Annotated in this window: 12 protein-coding genes; 4 read left to right on the top strand and 8 right to left on the bottom strand. The window is 72.2% G+C overall.

Going from position 1 to position 17,768, the window contains the following annotated elements:
• Positions 1-145: 145 nt before the first annotated feature.
• Positions 146-556 carry a MerR family transcriptional regulator gene (locus tag IH45_RS0108825; RefSeq protein ID WP_030664013.1) on the bottom strand — a complete coding sequence of 137 codons (411 nt, stop codon included), beginning with the start codon at positions 554-556 and terminating at the stop codon, positions 146-148.
• Positions 557-605: 49 nt separating this feature from the next.
• Here IH45_RS0108825 and IH45_RS0108830 point away from each other — a divergent pair, with 49 nt between their 5' ends.
• Complete coding sequence (locus IH45_RS0108830; RefSeq protein WP_030664016.1) at positions 606-1,490, top strand: NAD(P)-dependent oxidoreductase; 885 nt, start codon at positions 606-608, stop codon at positions 1,488-1,490.
• A gap of 87 nt (positions 1,491-1,577) precedes the next feature.
• On the opposite strand, the gene IH45_RS0108835 is transcribed toward IH45_RS0108830, so the two are convergent.
• Together IH45_RS0108835 and IH45_RS0108840 are read right to left on the bottom strand one after the other, a co-directional pair.
• Positions 1,578-2,495, bottom strand: coding sequence for an acyl-CoA thioesterase (locus IH45_RS0108835; RefSeq protein ID WP_030664021.1), 918 nt, complete (start codon positions 2,493-2,495; stop codon positions 1,578-1,580).
• 34 nt (positions 2,496-2,529) lie between these two features.
• Positions 2,530-5,043: a DEAD/DEAH box helicase gene (locus tag IH45_RS0108840; RefSeq protein ID WP_030664023.1), complete on the bottom strand. Its 2,514-nt coding sequence runs from the start codon at positions 5,041-5,043 to the stop codon at positions 2,530-2,532.
• Positions 5,044-5,215: 172 nt separating this feature from the next.
• Here IH45_RS0108840 and IH45_RS0108845 point away from each other — a divergent pair, with 172 nt between their 5' ends.
• A complete protein-coding gene (locus tag IH45_RS0108845) occupies positions 5,216-6,007 on the top strand; it encodes a metal-dependent hydrolase (RefSeq protein WP_030664026.1) in 792 nt (263 codons plus the stop codon).
• 59 nt (positions 6,008-6,066) lie between these two features.
• Here IH45_RS0108845 and IH45_RS0108850 read toward each other — a convergent pair whose 3' ends face one another.
• Both IH45_RS0108850 and IH45_RS0108855 read right to left on the bottom strand, forming a co-directional pair.
• A complete protein-coding gene (locus IH45_RS0108850; protein WP_030664029.1) occupies positions 6,067-7,848 on the bottom strand; it encodes an ABC transporter ATP-binding protein in 1,782 nt (593 codons plus the stop codon).
• Positions 7,845-9,722, bottom strand: a complete 1,878-nt coding sequence (locus IH45_RS0108855) for an ABC transporter transmembrane domain-containing protein (RefSeq protein WP_030664032.1) — start codon at positions 9,720-9,722, stop codon at positions 7,845-7,847. The genes IH45_RS0108850 and IH45_RS0108855 overlap by 4 nt, the downstream gene beginning before the upstream one ends.
• Positions 9,723-10,018: 296 nt before the next feature.
• Here IH45_RS0108855 and IH45_RS0108860 point away from each other — a divergent pair, with 296 nt between their 5' ends.
• Positions 10,019-10,726 (top strand): L,D-transpeptidase family protein, encoded by a 708-nt coding sequence (locus tag IH45_RS0108860; RefSeq protein WP_032917045.1) that lies wholly within the window; start codon positions 10,019-10,021, stop codon positions 10,724-10,726.
• A 70-nt stretch (positions 10,727-10,796) separates the two neighbouring features.
• On the opposite strand, the gene IH45_RS0108865 is transcribed toward IH45_RS0108860, so the two are convergent.
• Complete coding sequence (locus tag IH45_RS0108865; RefSeq protein WP_030664037.1) at positions 10,797-12,275, bottom strand: Gfo/Idh/MocA family protein; 1,479 nt, start codon at positions 12,273-12,275, stop codon at positions 10,797-10,799.
• A 338-nt stretch (positions 12,276-12,613) separates the two neighbouring features.
• Here IH45_RS0108865 and IH45_RS0108870 point away from each other — a divergent pair, with 338 nt between their 5' ends.
• Complete coding sequence (locus tag IH45_RS0108870) at positions 12,614-13,972, top strand: alpha-amylase (RefSeq protein WP_030664039.1); 1,359 nt, start codon at positions 12,614-12,616, stop codon at positions 13,970-13,972.
• Between the two features lie 198 nt (positions 13,973-14,170).
• Here the strand turns inward: IH45_RS0108870 and IH45_RS0108875 are convergent, their stop codons facing one another.
• Both IH45_RS0108875 and IH45_RS0108880 read right to left on the bottom strand, forming a co-directional pair.
• Positions 14,171-17,128, bottom strand: coding sequence for an FAD-binding and (Fe-S)-binding domain-containing protein (locus IH45_RS0108875; protein WP_030664042.1), 2,958 nt, complete (start codon positions 17,126-17,128; stop codon positions 14,171-14,173).
• A 76-nt stretch (positions 17,129-17,204) separates the two neighbouring features.
• Complete coding sequence (locus IH45_RS0108880) at positions 17,205-17,687, bottom strand: MarR family winged helix-turn-helix transcriptional regulator (RefSeq protein ID WP_030664045.1); 483 nt, start codon at positions 17,685-17,687, stop codon at positions 17,205-17,207.
• Positions 17,688-17,768 lie beyond the last annotated feature (81 nt).

Consider the following 17,768-nt stretch of genomic DNA (forward strand, 5'->3'; position numbering starts at 1 on the left):
CATCCCTGCCCCCGCCCCTCAACCCGCCCCACCCGCCCCACCAGCCGAAGGATCCGCGCCCGGCCTTCTGCGCGACATCGCCGTTCCGGATCGAGGCTGATGGGTGACGGAGAGGGGGGGAGGGGCCCGCGCGGGGCGTGCTCCTTCAGGCGGGGGCGACGGGCTCCAAGCCTGCCCCCTCAAAGGGCGGATAGGTCTCGCGGCCGATGCGCTCGGCCGCGTCGATGTAGTCGGCGAGGGCGTTGCGGGACCGGGCGAGTCGGTGCATCTGGTCGTCCAGTCGCCGCAGCCGTGACCGCATCGCGGCCAGCAGCTCGGGGCACCCGATCAGCTCCGGTTCCTCTCCCACCGCGCAGGGCAGCAGATACGCGATGTCCTCGGAGGACAGGCCGGCGCCGAGCAGATGGCGGATCTGTTTCACCCGGAGGACGGCGCTCTCGCCGTACTCGCGGTATCCGTTGGCCCTACGGTCCGCCTCCAGCAGCCCCTGGGCTTCGTAGTAGCGCAACTGGTGGGTGTTGACGCCCGTCCGACGACTCAGTTCCCCGATCCGCATCGCAACCTTGCTTGACCTTCACACCGGTATCAACGTTGACGATGCTGCCATGGACAACACCGACACCCCCGTGACAGTCATCGGACTCGGGCTGATGGGCCGGGCACTCGCTGGCGCGTTCCTGAAGGCCGGGCACCCGACCACCGTGTGGAACCGTACGAGCTCGAAGGCCGACCCGTTGGTGGCCGACGGCGCACGGCTCGCGTCGTCAGTCGGCGACGCGCTCAAGACAGGAGGGCTGACGATCATCTGCGTCACCGACTACGAGGCGGTGCGGGAACTGCTCGGCGCGAGCGATGCCGGGCTCGACGGCGCGACGCTGATCAACCTGACCTCGGGTTCTTCGGGCCAGGCCCGGGAGACCGCCCGGTGGGCGGAGCGGCGCGGTGCCCGCTACCTCGACGGCGCGGTGATGGCCATACCGTCGGCCATCGGCACCGACGAGGCGGTGATCCTGCACAGCGGGGCGCAGGCGGACTTCGAGGCGCACAGGCCGACGCTCGACGCGCTCGGCACCGTCACCTACCTCGGCGCGGACCATGGCCTGGCGTCCCTGTACGACGTGGCCGGCCTGGCCATGATGTGGAGCGTCCTGAACGCCTGGCTGCAAGGCACCGCGCTGCTCAGGACGGCCGGTGTCGACGCCGCGACGTACGCGACGTTCGCGCGGCAGATGGCTGCCGGGGTGGCCGACTGGCTGCCGGGGTATGCCGAGCAGATCGACAAGGGGGCCTTCCCGGCGGAGGTGTCGGCGATGGAAACCGACGCGCGGGCCATGGCGCACCTGATCGAGGAGAGCGAGGCGGTGGGCGTCAACGCGGAACTACCGAAATTGATCAAGTCGATGGCCGACCGCTCGATAGCCGCCGGCCACGGAAAGGAGCAATACCCCGTGCTGATCGAGGAGTTCAGCAAGCCCGGCAACGACCACTGATCGGGGCACCGTCCTCACCGGCCCGTCCTCACGGGGCCGCGGTCGCCCGCTCGCCGATCCGCGGCCCCGCTCCCCGCCCACTCCCCATCAGGCGCCCCCACCCGCGCCTTCCCCGTACGGCCGCTCCAGGCTCGGTGCGTTGGTGTGGGGGCGGAGGAGGCCCTCCTGGACGACGGATACGAGGAGGTTGCCCGCGCGGTCGTAGATGCGGCCGCGGGCCAGGCCGCGGCCGCCGGTGGCGATGGGGGACTCCTGGTCGTACAGGAACCACTCGTCCGCGCGGAAGGGGCGGTGGAACCACATCGCGTGGTCGAGGGAGGCCATGTCGAAGCCGCGCGGTCCCCACAGCGGCTCGATCGGGATGCGGACGGCGTCCAGCAGGGTCATGTCACTCGCGTAGGTCAGCGCACACGTGTGGACCAGCGGGTCGTCGCCCAGCGGCGCGACCGCCCGCATCCACACCGCGCTGCGCGGCTCCGCGCCCTCGATCTCCTCCGGCGTCCAGCGCAGCCGGTCGACGTAGCGGATGTCGAACGGCATCCGGCGGGCCATCCGGTCCAGCGCCTCGGGCAGCCCGCCCAGGTGCTCGCGCACCTCGTCCGCGACGGTCGGCAGCTCCTCCGGGGGCGGCACCTCGCGGCGCATCGGCAACTGATGTTCGACACCCGGCTCGGGCCGGTGGAAGGAGGCGGTCAGATTGAAGATCGTACGTCCCTGCTGGACGGCGACGACCCGGCGCGTGGTGAAGGACCGGCCGTCCCGTACCCGCTCGACCTGGTACACGATCGGCACCCCGGGCCGCCCGGGACGCAGGAAGTACGCGTGCAGCGAATGCACGGGCCGGTCGCCCTCCGTGGTCCGCCCGGCCGCGACCAGCGCCTGTCCGGCCACCTGCCCGCCGAAGACGCGCTGGAGGCTTTCCTGCGGGCTGCGGCCGCGGAAGATGTTCACCTCGATCTGCTCCAGGTCCAGCAGATCCACCAGGCGCTCGGCGGGATTGGTCATGACCGTGGGTCCTCCGTCAGGTGTCCCGGCAGCCTCAGAGCTGCCCCACATCGGTGACGCGCACCACCGCGCGCCCCTCCTCGTCGGAGGCCGCCAGGTCCACCTCCGCGGAGATGCCCCAGTCGTGGTCGCCGTTGGGATCGGCGAACGTCTGCCGCACCTTCCACAGCCCGTGCTCGGGCTCCTCCTGAATCTGCAACAGCTTGGGGCCGCGCGCATCCGGACCGGTGCCCAGCTCGTCGTACTCGTCCCAGTACGCGTCCATCGCCGCGCCCCAGGCGTCCGCGTCCCAGCCGGACTCGGCGTCCATCTCGCCCAGCTCCCCGACCTTGTCCAGCGCCGCCAGCTCCACCCGCCGGAAGAGGGCGTTGCGGACCAGCACGCGGAAGGCGCGCACGTTGGTGGTCACCGGTTTGACCTCGTCCGCGTGCTCCATGGCCTGCTCGGCCGTCTCCACCTCGGGGTTGGCCAGCTGCTCCCACTCGTCCAGCAGGCTGGAGTCCACCTGGCGGACCATCTCGCCCAGCCAGGCGATGATGTCCTCGAAGTCCTCGGACTTCAGGTCGTCCGGCACGGTGTGGTCCAGCGCCTTGTACGCGCTCGCCAGGTAGCGCAGGACGATGCCCTCGGTGCGCGCCAGCTCGTAGAACGAGGTGAACTCGGTGAAGGTCATCGCGCGCTCGTACATGTCGCGGATGACCGACTTCGGCGACACCGGGTGGTCGCCGACCCACGGGTGGCTCTTGCGGTAGAGGTTGTACGCGTGCAGCAGCAGCTCTTCCAGCGGCTTCGGGTACTCGACGTCCATGAGGCGCTCCATGCGCTCCTCGTACTCGACGCCGTCGGCCTTCATCTGGGCCACCGCCTCGCCCTTGGCCTTGTTCTGCTGGGCCGCGAGGATCTGCCGCGGGTCGTCGAGGGTGGACTCCACCACCGAGACCATGTCCAGCGCGTACGAGGGCGACTCCGGGTCGAGCAGGTCGAACGCGGCCAGCGCGAACGTGGACAGCGGCTGGTTGAGCGCGAAGTCCTGCTGGAGGTCGACGGTCAGCCGGACGATCCGCCCCTCCGCGTCCGGCTCGTCGAGGCGCTCGACGATCCCGCCGTCCAGCAACGAACGGTAGATCGCGATGGCGCGGCGGATGTGCCGCAGCTGGTTGCGGCGCGGCTCGTGGTTGTCCTCCAGCAGCTTGCGCATCGCCTCGAAGGCGTTGCCGGGCCGCGCGATCACGGACAGCAGCATCGCGTGGGTCACACGGAACCGGGAGGTCAGCGGCTCCGGCTCGGAGGCGATCAGCTTCTCGAAGGTGTTCTGGCCCCAGTTGACGAAGCCCTCCGGCGCCTTCTTGCGGACTACCTTGCGGCGCTTCTTGGGGTCGTCGCCGGCCTTGGCGAGCGCCTTCTCGTTCTCCACGACGTGCTCGGGCGCCTGCGCGACGACGAACCCTGCCGTGTCGAACCCGGCCCGCCCCGCGCGGCCCGCGATCTGGTGGAACTCCCGCGCCCGCAGCGTCCGGACGCGCGTCCCGTCGTACTTGGTCAGTGCGGTGAACAGCACCGTACGGATGGGGACGTTGACGCCGACCCCGAGCGTGTCCGTACCGCAGATGACCTTCAGCAGCCCGGCCTGGGCGAGCTTCTCGACGAGCCGGCGGTACTTGGGCAGCATGCCCGCGTGGTGGACACCGATCCCGTGCCGGACGTAGCGGGACAGATTGCGGCCGAACTTGGTTGTGAAGCGGAAGTTGCCGATCAGCGCCGCGATCTCGTCCTTCTCGGCGCGGGTGCACATGTTGATGCTCATCAGCGCCTGCGCCCGCTCCACGGCCGCGGCCTGCGTGAAGTGCACGATGTAGACCGGGGCCTGCCGGGTCTCCAGCAGCTCGGTCAGGGTCTCCGTCATCGGGGTCGCCCGGTATTCGTACGACAGCGGTACGGGCCGGGTCGCGGACCGTACGACCGCCGTCGGCCGGCCGGTGCGCCGGGTCAGGTCCTCCTCGAAACGGGACATGTCGCCCAGCGTTGCCGACATCAGTACGAACTGCGCCTGCGGCAGTTCCAGCAGCGGGATCTGCCAGGCCCAGCCGCGGTCCGGCTCGGCGTAGAAGTGGAACTCGTCCATGACGACCTGGCCGATGTCGGCGTCCTTGCCGTCCCGCAGCGCTATGGAGGCCAGCACCTCGGCCGTACAGCAGATGACCGGCGCGTCCGCGTTGACGGAGGCGTCGCCGGTGAGCATGCCGACGTTCTCCGTACCGAAGAGCTTGCACAGGTCGAAGAACTTCTCCGAGACCAGCGCCTTGATCGGCGCGGTGTAGAAGGTGACCTCGTCGCGGGCCAGCGCGGAGAAGTGCGCACCCGCCGCGACCAGGCTCTTTCCCGATCCGGTGGGGGTGGACAGGATGACGTTCGCCCCCGAGACCACCTCGATCAGCGCCTCCTCCTGAGCAGGGTAGAGCGCGAGGCCCTGCTGTTCGGCCCAGCTCGAAAAGGCTTCGAAGAGGGCATCGGGGTCGGCGTCGTTCGGGAGATGATCGATGAGGGTCACGCCCCCATACTGCCTTGGCCGGGTCCGGATCCGACAACCGGCGGGTCAGACCTAGATCATCAAAGGCTACGCTGTGTCGCCGGCCCGGCGTCAGAAATCCGGGTTCCGAGCTCCGTGTCCCGTCGACGGGGACCGGGCTTCGTGTCCAGTCGAACCGGGATGGGGAAAGACCATGATGGGACCGGCGCACTCGCTGTCCGGGGCCGCGGCCTGGCTGGGGGTGGGTGCGGCGACGGCGGCCGCGGGGTATCCGATGCCCTGGCCGGTCCTCGTCGTCGGCGCGCTGATCTGCGCCGGCGCGGCGCTGGCACCCGACCTGGACCACAAGTCGGCGACCATATCGCGCGCCTTCGGACCGCTCTCGCGAGCGCTGTGCGGCGTGGTCGACACCCTCTCGCACGCCGTTTACAAGGCCACCAAGATGCGCGGCGACGCCCACCGCTCCGGCGGGCACCGCACCCTCACCCATACGTGGGTGTGGGCGGTCCTGGTCGGCGGCGGCATGTCACTCCTGGCGGTGCAGGGCGGGCGCTGGGCGGTGCTCGGCATCCTCTTCGTCCACATGGTCCTCGCGATCGAGGGCCTGCTGTGGCGGGCGGCCCGGGTCTCCAGCGACGTCCTGGTGTGGCTGCTGGGCGCCGCGACGGCGTGGATCCTCGCCGGAGTCCTGGACGAGCCGGGCAACGGCGCGGGCTGGCTGTTCACCGACCCCGGCCAGGAATACCTGTGGCTGGGCCTGCCGATCGTCCTGGGCGCGCTGGTCCACGACATCGGCGACGCGCTGACCGTCTCCGGCTGCCCGGTCCTGTGGCCCATCCCGATCGGCCGCAAGCGCTGGTATCCGCTGGGCCCGCCGAAGGGCATGCGTTTCCGCGCCGGGAGCTGGGTGGAGATCAAGGTCCTGATGCCCGTGTTCATGCTGCTCGGCGGGATCGGGGGGCTGGGGGCGCTGGGGTATCTCTGACGGGGAGGTGCCCCGGGCGCCCTCCGCCCGGGGCGCGTCCCGGCGGAGGACGCGGCTCCCTATCCGTGCCAGGACCTCCACAACGCCGCATAAGCCCCGTCCGCCGCGACCAGCTCATGGTGGCTGCCGAGTTCGCTGATGCGGCCGTCCTCGACCACCGCGATCACGTCCGCGTCGTGGGCCGTGTGCAGCCGGTGGGCGATGGCCACGACCGTACGGCCGTCCAGCACACGGCCCAGCGAGCGCTCCAGGTGCCGGGCCGCACGGGGGTCCAGCAGGGAGGTCGCCTCGTCCAGGACGAGGGTGTGCGGGTCGGCCAGGACCAGCCTGGCCAGCGCGATCTGCTGGGCCTGGGCCGGGGTGAGGGCGTGGCCGCCGGAGCCGACCTCGGTGTCCAGGCCCGCTTCCAGGGCCCGGGCCCAGTCGTCCGCGTCCACCGCGCCGAGCGCGGCCCACAGCTCAGCGTCCCGCGCGTCCGTACGGGCCAGCAGCAGGTTGTCGCGCAGCGAACCCACGAAGACGTGGTGCTCCTGGTTGACCAGCGCCACATGCGCGCGCACCCGCTCCGCGGGCATCCGGGACAGCTCCGCGCCGCCGAGCGTGATCTCGCCGGTGCGCGGCGCGTAGATCCCGGCGAGCAGCCGCCCGAGCGTCGACTTGCCCGCCCCCGAAGGACCGACCAGCGCCATGCGCGTGCCGGGCCGCACCCGCAGCGAGACCTCGTGCAGCACGTCCACCCCCGCCCGGTAACCGAAGCGCACGTCGTCCGCCCGCACGTCCCGGCCGTCCGGCTCGGCCCGCTCGTCGGCGGCGTCCGGCTCGATCTCCCGTACGCCCACCAGCCGCGCGATGGAGACCTGGGCCACCTGCAGCTCGTCGTACCACCGCAGGATGATCGACACAGGCTCGCTCATCATCTGGGCGAGCAGCGCCCCCGTCGTCAGCTGCCCCGGTGTGAGCCAGCCGCGCAGCACGAACAGGCCGCCGAGCAGCAGCACCGCGCCCAGGATCAGCACATGCGTCACATTGACGACCGGGAAGAGCACCGAGCGCAGATAGAGGGTCCAGCGTTCCCATTGGGTCCATTCGCGGATACGGCGCTCGGAGAGCCGGATGCGGCGCGCGCCCAGCCGGTGCGCCTCGATGGTGCGCCCCGCGTCCACCGACTCGGTCAGCGCGGCCGAGACCGCGGCGTACCCGGCCGCCTCCGAGCGGTAGGCGTGCGGGGCCCGCTTGAAGTACCAGCGGCAGCCGACGAGCAGCACGGGCAGCGCGATGAGCACGGACAGGGCCAGTGGCGGCGCGGTGACGGTCATGCCGCCGAGCAGCAGTGCGATCCAGACCACGCCGATCGCCAGCTGCGGCACGGCCTCGCGCATCGCCTCCGACAGCCGGTCGATGTCCGTGGTGATGCGGGACAGCAGGTCGCCGGTCCCGGCCCGCTCCAGCACGCCCGGCGGCAGGGCGACGGACCGTACGAGGAAGTCCTCGCGCAGGTCCGCCAGCATCTCCTCGCCGAGCATCGCGCCGCGCAGCCGTACCAGCCGGACGAACACGGCCTGGGCGGCCAGCGCGAGGACGAACAGCCCGACCGTCCACTCCAGGTGGAGGTCGCGCACGCCGTTGCCCAGGTCCTCCACCACATCCCCGAGCAGGAACGGTCCGGCCATGGAGGCGAGTACGGCGACCGCGTTGACGGTCACCAGCAGGACGAAGGCCCCGCGGTGCCTGCGGACCAGTCCGCCCACGTAGGCGCGTACGGTCGCGGGCGAGCCGACCGGCAGGGTGGCGGCCGTCCGCGGGGCGTCCGGATCGTGCTCCGGTGGCGCCAGGCCGATCATGCGGTCTCCTCGATCTGGTCGGTTCCGGTAGAGATCCGGTCGATTCCGGTACGAACCCGGTCGGTCGTGGTACGGGCGAAGCGCCCGTCGGACGCGGCCCGGGCCGCCGGGGAGGCGGCCTCCGGCCCGTCGTCCTCGTCGGTCCCGCGGGTGACCACGGCGCGGTACGCCGCGTTGCCGCGCAGGAGTTCACGGTGGGTGCCGGTGCCCGCCACCCGGCCCTCGTCCAGGAGGACCACGTGGTCGGCCCGGTCGAGCAGCAGCGGGCTGGAGGTCAGGACCACCGTCGTACGGCCCGTGCGCAGGGCGCGCAGCCCGTCCGCGATCCGGGCCTCGGTGTGCGAGTCGACGGCACTGGTCGGCTCGTCCAGGACCAGCACCTCGGGGTCCGTGACCAGCGACCTGGCCAGCGCCAGCCGCTGCCGCTGCCCGCCGGACAGCGACCGGCCGCGCTCGGTGATGTGACTGCCCATCGGGTCGCCGGAGCCGTCGGCCGAACCCTGCGCCAGCGCGGCCAGCACATCGCCGCACTGCGCCGCCGCCAGCGCCTCCTCGGCCCGTACGGACCCGGACGCCGGGATGTCCAGCAGCTCGCCGAGCGTCCCGGACAGCAGGACCGGGTCCTTGTCCTGGACCAGTACGGCGGTACGGGCGGCCTCGCGCGGCACGTCGTCCAGCGGGACGCCGCCCAGCAGGACCGACGGCGTGCCCTCGGGCGCCTCGGCGGGGTGGCCGCCGAGCCGGTCGGCGAGTCGTCCGGCCGCGTCCGGGTCGCCGCACACCACGGCGGTCAGCCGCCCGGCCGGTGCGCGCACCCCGCTGACCGGGTCGGCCAGGTCGCCGCCGAGCGGGCCGGGCGCGGCGATCCGCCCTTCGGCGGGGCGGCGCAGCGCCAGCACGCGTGCGGCGCGTTCGGCCGACGGCCGGGAGAAGGAGTAGGCCATGGCGATCTCTTCGAAGTGCCTCAGCGGATACAGCAGGAAGGTGACCGCGCTGTAGACGGTGACCAGTTCACCGACCCGCACCCGGCCGTCGAGGGCGAGCCCGGTGCCGTACCAGACCACCGCGATCAGCAGGAGCCCCGGGAGGAGGACCTGTACGGCGGAGATCGTGGACCACATACGGGCGCTGCGTACGGCGGCCCGGCGGACGTCCTGGGAGGCGCGCCGGTAGCGGCCGAGGAAGAGTTCCTCACCGCCGATGCCGCGCAGGACGCGCAGGCCCGCGACGGTGTCGGAGGCCAGTTCGGTGGCCCGGCCCGCCTTCTCGCGCTGCTCGTCGGCGCGGCGGGTGGCGGGCGGCAGCAACGGCAGGACGGCCAGCGCCAGTACGGGTACGCCGACGGCCACCACCACACCGAGCGCGGGCTGGTAGACCACCAGGGCGACACAGACGCCGACGGAGGTCAGCGCCGCCGCGCCGAAACGGGAGACCGCCTCGACGAACCAGCCGATCTTCTCCAGGTCGCCCGTCGAAACCGCCACCACTTCTCCGGCGGCGACCCGCCGGGTCATGGCGGAGCCCAACTCGGTGGTCTTGCGCGCCAGCAACTGCTGGATGCGGGCCACCGACGTGATCCAGTTGGTGACCGCGGCGCGGTGCAGCATCACGTCGCCGACCGCCACCAGCGCGCCGAGCAGCAGCAACAGCCCGCCCGCGAGCAGCAGCCGGGAGCCGGAGCGGTCCACGGCGGCCTGCACCGCGATCCCGACCGGGACGGGGAAGGACGCCACCCCGCCGGTGTGCACCAGCCCCCAGCACAGTGCTTTGGTCTGTCCGCCGAGCTGCTGCCGGTACAGCCACCGCAGCAGCCGGCCGCCGGAGCGGACGTCAGGGACCCCCGGATCGGCATGAGGAAGGTCGCGAATGTGCATGGTGTCCCAAGGTCAGGGCCGGCGTGCGGCGGTTCGGGTCGGTGGGCGTCGGGCCGGGCCGGGAGCCGGTGGCCGGTCCGCGTCGTCGTGACGCGTGAAGCGTGATGCGGCAGGGCGCGCGCGGGCGGCGGAGGGGCGCGGCCGCGGGAGGGCCTTGGCAGACTGGCGCGTCACGGCGCCCTGGTTCAACAGGTTTTCCGCGCGGGCGCAGCCGACGGGCCATGCCGGTCGGGGCCGGTTCGGCCCCTACGCGCCGTCCGGATGCCACCATGGGAATCATGCGAACTGCGGGCTGCATGGTACGAAGGGCCGCGGTGGCGGCGGTGGGGCTGACCCTGCTGGCGGGCTGCGGCACAGGCGGCGGATCGACGGACGGCGAAGGCAAGGGCAACGGCAGGCGCAAGGCCGGGGCCGCCGCGTACGCGAAGGACATCCCGGGCGTGGGCGAGCGGCTCAGAGCACGCATCCCCGCCGGCACGCGGCAGGTCGTCGCCGTGTACGGCAAGGGCGCCGACTCGCCCGAAGCCACGCTCGCCCTGTACACGAAGACGGCCAAGGGGTGGCACCGTACGGCCGATTGGCCCGCGCACAACGGGAGGAAAGGCTGGACCACCGACCACCACGAGGACGACCTGCGCAGCCCGGTCGGTGTCTTCAGTCTCACCGACGCGGGCGGCGTGCTGCCCGACCCGGGCGCGAAGCTGCCGTACACCCACTCGGCGGCCTTCACCCCGCCCTCGTACTGGGAAAAGAAGACCCGGCACGACTTCGACCACGTCATCGCGGTCGACTACAACCGCGTCAAAGGCACCCCGCCCCTGGACCCGACCCGGCCGCAGGGGCAGAAGAAGGGCGGCGGCATCTGGCTCCACCTGGACCACGGCAGCGGCACGTCCGGCTGCGTGAGCATCTCCAAGGCGGGCCTGGTCACGCTGCTGCGCACCCTCGACCCGCGGCAGCGCCCCGTCGTGGTCATGGGCGACACCGCCCACCTGGCGGCCTGAGGGGCGCTCTTGCGCCGCCGGAGCGGTGCGGGGGCCGGGCGCGGCTGCGCGCCTGCCCGGCCCCGCCGCGTCACGCCGTCGGCTTGGGGGAGTCCACCCCCTGCCGCGGTTTGCGCCACAGGCCCCGGGTGAAGTCCGGGAACTCCTGCGGCTCGCCCTCCGCCTTGATCGATGCATGGCTCAGCATCACCGGCGCGCTCCAGGTCGCCGCGTCGTAGACGTCGAAGTCCGGTACCAGCCCGAGCTGGAAGCACTGCATGATCCGGAAGAGCATGATGTAGTCCATGCCGCCGTGCCCGCCGGGCGGGTTGGCGTGCTCCTTCCACAGCCAGTGGTCCCATTCGGTGTACTTGCTGAAGTCGCCCCACTGGTCGTTGCTCTGGTCCGGCTCGATGTAGATCCGCTCCGGGTAGTCCTCGAAGACGCCCTTGGTGCCGCCGAGGCTGTTGATGCGGCTGTACGGGTGCGGCGTCGACACGTCGTGCTCCAGCCGCAGCACCCGGCCCTTGGCGGTCTGCAGCAGGCTGAAGGTCCGGTCGCTCTCGATGTACGACTCCTTCCAGCTCGGATCGCCCGGCGGCATGTGTGCCGCGCGGTACTCGGCGAGCCCCAGCGCGGGCGTGCCGAAGCTGGTGATGCGCACCACCCGGTCGCCGCGGTTGACGTCCATGTAGTTGGCGATCGGACCGAAGCCGTGGGTCGGGTAGAGGTCACCGCGCAGCCGGGTGTGCCACAGCCGCCGCCACGGGCCCTCGTAGTACGTCGGGTCGAACATCAGCTGGCGCAGGTCGTGGTTGTACGCGCCGGCGGCGTGCAGCAACCGGCCGAAGCGGCCCGCGTGCGCCATCCGCAGGACGCGCATCTCGTTGCGGCCGTAACAGCAGTTCTCCACCTGCATGCAGTGCCGGCGGGTGCGCTCGGAGAGGTCGACCAGGTCCCAGAGCTGGCCCATGCGCATGGCGGCCGGGCACTCCACGCCGACGTGCTTGCCGGCCAGCAGCGCGGTCCTGGCCATCTCGAAGTGCCAGTCCCACGGGGTGGCTATGTACACGAAGTCGAGGTCGCCGCGCTCGCAGAGGTTCTCGAAGTCGTGGTCGCCCTTGCTGTAGACGGCGGGCGCCGGCTGCCCCGCGCCGGTCACCAGCCGGACGGCCTTGGCCGCCTTGTCCTTGACCGGGTCGCAGACCGCCACGACCCGTACGCCCGGGATGTCGAGGTACAGCGGCAGCATGCCCATACCGCGGTTGCCCAGGCCGATGATGCCGACCCGTACCGTGCTGCGCCGCTCGAACGGCACGCCGATCATGGTCTTGTGCTTGCCCCGGGGAGCCGAGGCCTCCCCGGCTGCCGCCGCCGCTCCGGCCGCTTGTCCGGTTCCGGCCGCCGAGGCGCTGCCCGCGCCCAGCCCGCCGATCCCGAGGCCGGCCCCCGCCGCACCGGCGGTCCACAGGACGGAACGCCTGCTCGGTCTCGGTCCGTCGTGCCCGGCGCCGTCCTCGTGGCCGTCGTGCTCGTGGGGCTCGTGGCGCTGCGATGGTGCCTCGTTCATCGGTCCTCCATAGGAGCGGATGGTGCGTGGCGGAAGCGTGAACCTCGCAAGGGACCTTGGCGGTTGAGTGGCTCGGGGCACAAGAGGGCCGCCCGGACGGAATGTCCCGCGCGGGCGGCCGCGGCCCGCGGGTACGGGCCCGGGACGGACGGGACCCGACTCTTGCGCAAGTGCCTGGAAATTCTTGCGTGATCCCTTGACGGATCAACCGGCGGAGGGGCAGGCTCCGTCGGACATTCCCCCCACGGCAGCCCGCAACGCGGCTGCCCGCGCGGAGCCGGCCGGCGGTGCCCCACCACCGGAGACCGGCCGTTCCCGCCTGTCGAAGGAGCCGCAGCATGCAGCGTCGTGCCCGCACACTCGCCGGCGTCCTGGCCGTCGCCGGCCTCGCCGCCGCCACCCCCTGGTCGGCGCAGGCCGCCCCGCCCGGACCGAAAACCGTTACGGCGACCCTCTTCGAGCGCCCCTTCGCGCAGGTCGCCGAGGCGTGCACGGACCAGCTCGGCCCGGCCGGTTACGGCTACGTCGAGGTGTCGCCCGTCACCGAGCACATCCAGGGCGGGCAGTGGTGGACCTCGTACCAGCCCGTCAGCTACCGGATCGCCGGACGGCTCGGCGACCGCGCGGCCTTCGGGAAGATGGTCGACGCGTGCCACGCCGCCGGCGTACGGGTGATCGCCGACGCGGTGATCAACCACATGGCCGCCGGTTCCGGTACCGGAACCGGCGGCACGGCGTACACCAAGTACGGCTACCCCGGCCTCTACGGCGACCGCGACTTCCACACGTGCCGCAAGGACATATCCGACTACACCGACCGCGGCGACGTGCAGAACTGCGAACTCGTCGGCCTGGCCGACCTCGACACCGGCAGCGACCAGGTGCGGACCGCGATCGCCGGCCACCTCGACGACCTGCGGTCGCTGGGCGTGGACGGCTTCCGCGTGGACGCCGCCAAGCACATGGCCGCCGCGGACCTGGCGGCCGTCAAGGGCAGGATGAAGGACCCCGGCTTCTGGGTGCAGGAGGCCGTGTACGGCGAAGGCGAGGCGGTACGGCCCGAGGAGTACACCGGCACCGGGGACGTCGACGAATTCCGGTACGGGACCCACCTCAAGGCCGCGTTTCAGGGCGGCGGCCTCTCGCAGCTGAAATCGGTGGCCGACGGGAAGCTGGACGGCGGGCACGCCCGTACGTTCGTCGACAACTGGGACACCGAGCGCAACGGCTCGACGCTCACCTACAAGGACGGCGCGGCCCATCTCCTCGCCAACGTCTTCATGCTGGCCTCGCCGTACGGCTCACCGAACGTGTACTCCGGCTACGCGTGGACCGACAAGGACGCCGGCCCGCCCGCCGGCACCGACGGCTGGACCGGCCTGCACGCCAGGCGGGAGATCACCGGCATGGTCGGCTTCCGCAACGCGGTGGGCTCCGCCCCGCTCACCCACTGGTGGGACAACGGCGGCGACGCGATCGCCTTCGCGCGCGACGGCAAGGGCTTCGTCGCCCTCAACAACGGCGCCGCGGCGCTGGAGCGGACATTCACCACGTCCCTCCCCGCCGGAACGTACTGCGACGTCCTGCGGGCCGCACCCGACGCGTGCGACGGGCACACGGTCACCGTCGGGGAGGACGGGGCGGCGCGGCTGTCGGTCCCGGCGAAGGGGGCGGTGGCGCTGCACGTGCGGGAGTGAGAGGCACCGGGCGGCGGTCGGACGGGGTGGCCGTCGTGCTTCCCATCGCCTGGGTGCGGGTATGCCCCCGCCGGGGGAACGATCACGTTCGATTCGCCCTATAAGGCGGACGCGCCGGGCACCGCACGGGCTCCTCCGTACGGGCCCAGCTCCGTACCCGCACCCGCCCCGCACGGTCGCCGCCCCGCACCCGCTCCCTCAACCCCCCACCCGAGTAGCCCCCTCCAGCGCCAGCAGCACCGAGTGGTACCCCCGGCCGCCCGTAGCGTGGTCCATCCCCACCTCGCACATCCGGTTCGCCGACAGGTGCGCGTCGAAGTGGCGGGACGTCACCTCCGCGGCCTCCTTGGCGGTTGCCGCCTCGGTCAGCTCCTTGTGCAGCATGCCGCGGTCGCCCGCGAAGGCGCAGCAGCCCGCGTCGTCCGGGACGACCACCTCCGTCGCGCACGCTTCGGCGACCGCGCGCAGCTGCGCCTCGTCGCCCAGGTGCCGCATGGAACACGTCGGGTGGAGTACGGCGGAGCCGACCGTACGCCGGATCTCCAGGTGCGGCAGCAGTTCCTCGGCCGCCCAGACCACCGAGTCCACGACGGTCAGCTCGGCGTGCAGCTCCCGGTTGTCCGGGGTCAGGTACGGCACGACCTCGTGGGCGATGCCCAGTGTGCACGAGGACGCGTCCACGACCAGCGGCAGCCGCCCGCCCGCGGTCCAGCCCCAGGCCGCCTCCACGATGCGGTTGGCCATCACCGTGTTGCCCTCGTCGTAGCCCTTGGAGTGCCAGATGGTGGCGCAGCAGGTGCCCTGCACATCGTCGGGGATCCACACCGGCTTTCCCGCGCGCGCGGACACCGCCACGACCGCCTCGGGCAGGGAGGGCCCGTCGAAGCCGTCCGGTTCACCGAAGATGCGGTTCACGCAGGCCGGGTAGTAGACCGCGGCGGCACCCACCCGCCGGGTGGCGGGCAGCTTGCGGGCGGCGGCGCCGGGGATCTGCGGCAGCCATTCCGGTACGAGGTCGGGCCGTACCGCCTTGCGTGCCGCGCCCGTCAGGGACTTCAGCAGTCGGTCGGCGCGGCCCTCGCCGATCCGGTCGCCGATCTTCGCGGCGGCGGCCACCGCCAGCCGCGCCGACCGTTCCACCGCCTTGAAGTGCCGGGCCGTCAGCGCCGCGGCGCGTTCCTCGGCGGGGGAGTGACGCCGGTGCCGGAACTCCTTCATCAGCATGCCGGTGTCGATGCCGACCGGGCAGGCCAGCTTGCAGGTCGAGTCGCCCGCGCAGGTGTCCACCGCGTCGTAGCCGTACGCGTCCAGCAGGGCGCCGGTGACCGGCGACATCGGGGCCTGGCGCATCATCTCGCGGCGCAGCACGATCCGCTGACGCGGAGTGGTCGTCAGATCCTGGCTGGGGCAGGTCGGCTCGCAGAAGCCGCACTCGATGCAGGGGTCGGCGATCGCCTCGACCTGCGGAATGGTCTTCAGGCCGCGCAGGTGCGCCTTCGGGTCGCGGTCGAGCAGGACGCGCGGGGCGAGGATGCCGTGCGGGTCCACGGTCTGCTTGATACGCCACATCAGCTCCGTGGCGCGCGGGCCCCACTCCAGCTCCAGGAACGGCGCGATGTTGCGGCCGGTGGCGTGCTCGGCCTTCAGCGAGCCGTCGAAGCGCTCGACGGTCAGCGCGCAGAACTCGTCCATGAAGGCGGCGTAGCGCTCCACGTCAGCGGGCCGGGCGGCGTCGAAGGCGAGCAGGAAGTGGAGGTTGCCGTGGGCGGCGTGGCCCGCCACGGCCGCGTCGAAACCGTGCCGGTCCTGGAGTTCCAGCAGGGCCGTGCAGGCCTCGGCGAGCCGGGACGGCGGTACGGCGAAGTCCTCGGTGATCAGCGTCGTACCGGACGGGCGGGAGCCGCCGACCGCGGTGACGAACGCCTTGCGGGCCTTCCAGTACCCGGCGATGACCGCGGGATCGCGGGTGAACGCGTTGGTGACGGAGGCGACCGGGGCGACCAGGTCCAGCCCTGCCAGCACCTTCCGCGCGGCCTCCTCCTGCGCCTCGCGCACCGCCTCGTCGGGCGCGCGGAATTCCACCAGCAGCGCGGTGGTCGTCTTCGGCAGCTCCGCCCAGTCGGCCGGCACGCCGGCCACGCTCACCGAGGCGCGCAGCGTGTTGCCGTCCATCAGCTCGACGGCGATCGCACCCGCCTCGTTGAACAGCGGTACGGCCGCGGCGGCGGCGCTCAGCGACGGGAAGAACAGCAGGGCGGTGGAGGTGTACCGGTTCAGCGGCAGCGTCTCGAAGACGGTCTCCGCGATGAAGCCGAGGGTGCCCTCGGAGCCCACCGTGAGCCCGCGCAGGATCTCGGCCGGGGTCGTCCCGTCCAGGAACGCGTCCAGCCGGTAGCCGTTGGTGTTCTTGATCTCGTACTTGGCACGGATGCGGGCCACCAGCTCCGCATCCGCCTCGATCTCCGCCTTGAGTGCCAGCAGCCCGCGGCACAGTCCGGGTTCGGCGCGCGCCAGTTCCTCGTCCGCGGCCGGGTCGCCGGTGTCCACGATCGTCCCGGAGGGCAGGACGAGGGTGACCGAGGCCAGTGTCCGGTAGGAGTTGCGGGTGGTGCCCGCCGTCATGCCGGACGCGTTGTTGGCGACCACCCCGCCCAGCGTGCAGGCGATGGCGCTGGCCGGGTCCGGGCCGAGCAGCCTGCCGTACCGGGCGAGCGTGGCGTTGGCGCGTACGACCGTGGTGCCGGGCCGGATACGGGCGCGGGCGCCGTCGTCCAGCACCTCGACGCCCGCCCAGTGCCGGCGCACGTCCACGAGGATGTCCTCGCCCTGCGCCTGCCCGTTGAGCGAGGTCCCGGCCGCCCGGAAGACGACGTTGCGGCCCTTGCCGTGCGCGTAGGAGAAGACGGCGGAGATGTCGTCGACGTCCTCGGCCAGTACGACGACCTGCGGCACAAAGCGGTACGGGCTCGCGTCGGAGGCGTACCGGACCAGGTCGGAGACGTGGTGCAGCACCTTGTCCGGGCCGAGCAGCGCCACCAGGTCGTCGCGCAGCCGCTCCGGCGTGCCGGATGCCTGCCGGTCCGTCACCCGGTCGTGGTACGGGCCTTCGGCGGCGGCCGGCCGCAGGGCCTCCGGCTTCGGTTCCAGCAGGGGCATGACGACGTACCTCCGGTCCGCTCGGCTCGCTCGGGTGGCCGCTCCGGCGTCCGGAGCGGCCACCCGGGCCAGTGTTTCAGCAGCGGGTGGCCGCCCCGTCGACGAGGGTGGACAACAGGCCGCCGAGCACGTCCCGCTCCTCGGCGGTCAGTGGGGCCAGGATGTCGCGCGCGGCGGCCCGGCGCGCGCCGCGCAACGCGCGCAGCGTCGAACGGCCGGTTTCGGTCAGCTCGATCCGTACGACGCGGCGGTTGGCCGGGTCGGGCACCCGGCGGACCGTGTCCTTCGCCTCCAGCGCGTCGACCAGTGTGGTCACGGCCCGCGGTACGACCTCCAGGCGCGCGGCCAGGTCGGCCATGCGGGGCGGCGGCTGGTCGCGGTAGTGGTCCACGATGCGCAGCAGCCGGGTCTGCGCGGGGGTCAGGGCGATGTCGAGGTCTTCCATGTGCCGCTGCTGCGCGCGGTGCATACGGCGGGTGAGCCGCACCAGCTGCTCCGCCAGGTCGGGGTCGGCGCGGACGGGACCGGGTTCGGTGGTGGCCGGGTCGGGGGAGGACATGACCGGAGGGTATCAGGACAAGGTTCATTGTGAGTATAGGTAACAATGAACTATGCTCGGCGGGACTCCGTTCCCGTACCT

The organism is Streptomyces rimosus subsp. rimosus (assembly GCF_000720725.1).
Classification (GTDB): Bacteria; Actinomycetota; Actinomycetes; order Streptomycetales; family Streptomycetaceae; genus Streptomyces; species Streptomyces rimosus_A.

What these genes read in the sequence shown, in the direction of transcription:
- IH45_RS0108850 (WP_030664029.1), bottom strand. Translation starts at nt 7,848, where the DNA reads ATGATCGGCCTGGCGCCACCGGAGCACGATCCGGACGCCCCGCGGACG.
- IH45_RS0108825 (WP_030664013.1), bottom strand. Translation starts at nt 556, where the DNA reads ATGCGGATCGGGGAACTGAGTCGTCGGACGGGCGTCAACACCCACCAG.
- IH45_RS0108860 (WP_032917045.1), top strand. Translation starts at nt 10,019, where the DNA reads ATGGTACGAAGGGCCGCGGTGGCGGCGGTGGGGCTGACCCTGCTGGCG.
- IH45_RS0108845 (WP_030664026.1), top strand. Translation starts at nt 5,216, where the DNA reads ATGATGGGACCGGCGCACTCGCTGTCCGGGGCCGCGGCCTGGCTGGGG.
- IH45_RS0108835 (WP_030664021.1), bottom strand. Translation starts at nt 2,495, where the DNA reads ATGACCAATCCCGCCGAGCGCCTGGTGGATCTGCTGGACCTGGAGCAG.
- IH45_RS0108855 (WP_030664032.1), bottom strand. Translation starts at nt 9,722, where the DNA reads ATGCACATTCGCGACCTTCCTCATGCCGATCCGGGGGTCCCTGACGTC.
- IH45_RS0108880 (WP_030664045.1), bottom strand. Translation starts at nt 17,687, where the DNA reads ATGTCCTCCCCCGACCCGGCCACCACCGAACCCGGTCCCGTCCGCGCC.
- IH45_RS0108865 (WP_030664037.1), bottom strand. Translation starts at nt 12,275, where the DNA reads ATGAACGAGGCACCATCGCAGCGCCACGAGCCCCACGAGCACGACGGC.
- IH45_RS0108830 (WP_030664016.1), top strand. Translation starts at nt 606, where the DNA reads ATGGACAACACCGACACCCCCGTGACAGTCATCGGACTCGGGCTGATG.
- IH45_RS0108875 (WP_030664042.1), bottom strand. Translation starts at nt 17,128, where the DNA reads ATGCCCCTGCTGGAACCGAAGCCGGAGGCCCTGCGGCCGGCCGCCGCC.
- IH45_RS0108870 (WP_030664039.1), top strand. Translation starts at nt 12,614, where the DNA reads ATGCAGCGTCGTGCCCGCACACTCGCCGGCGTCCTGGCCGTCGCCGGC.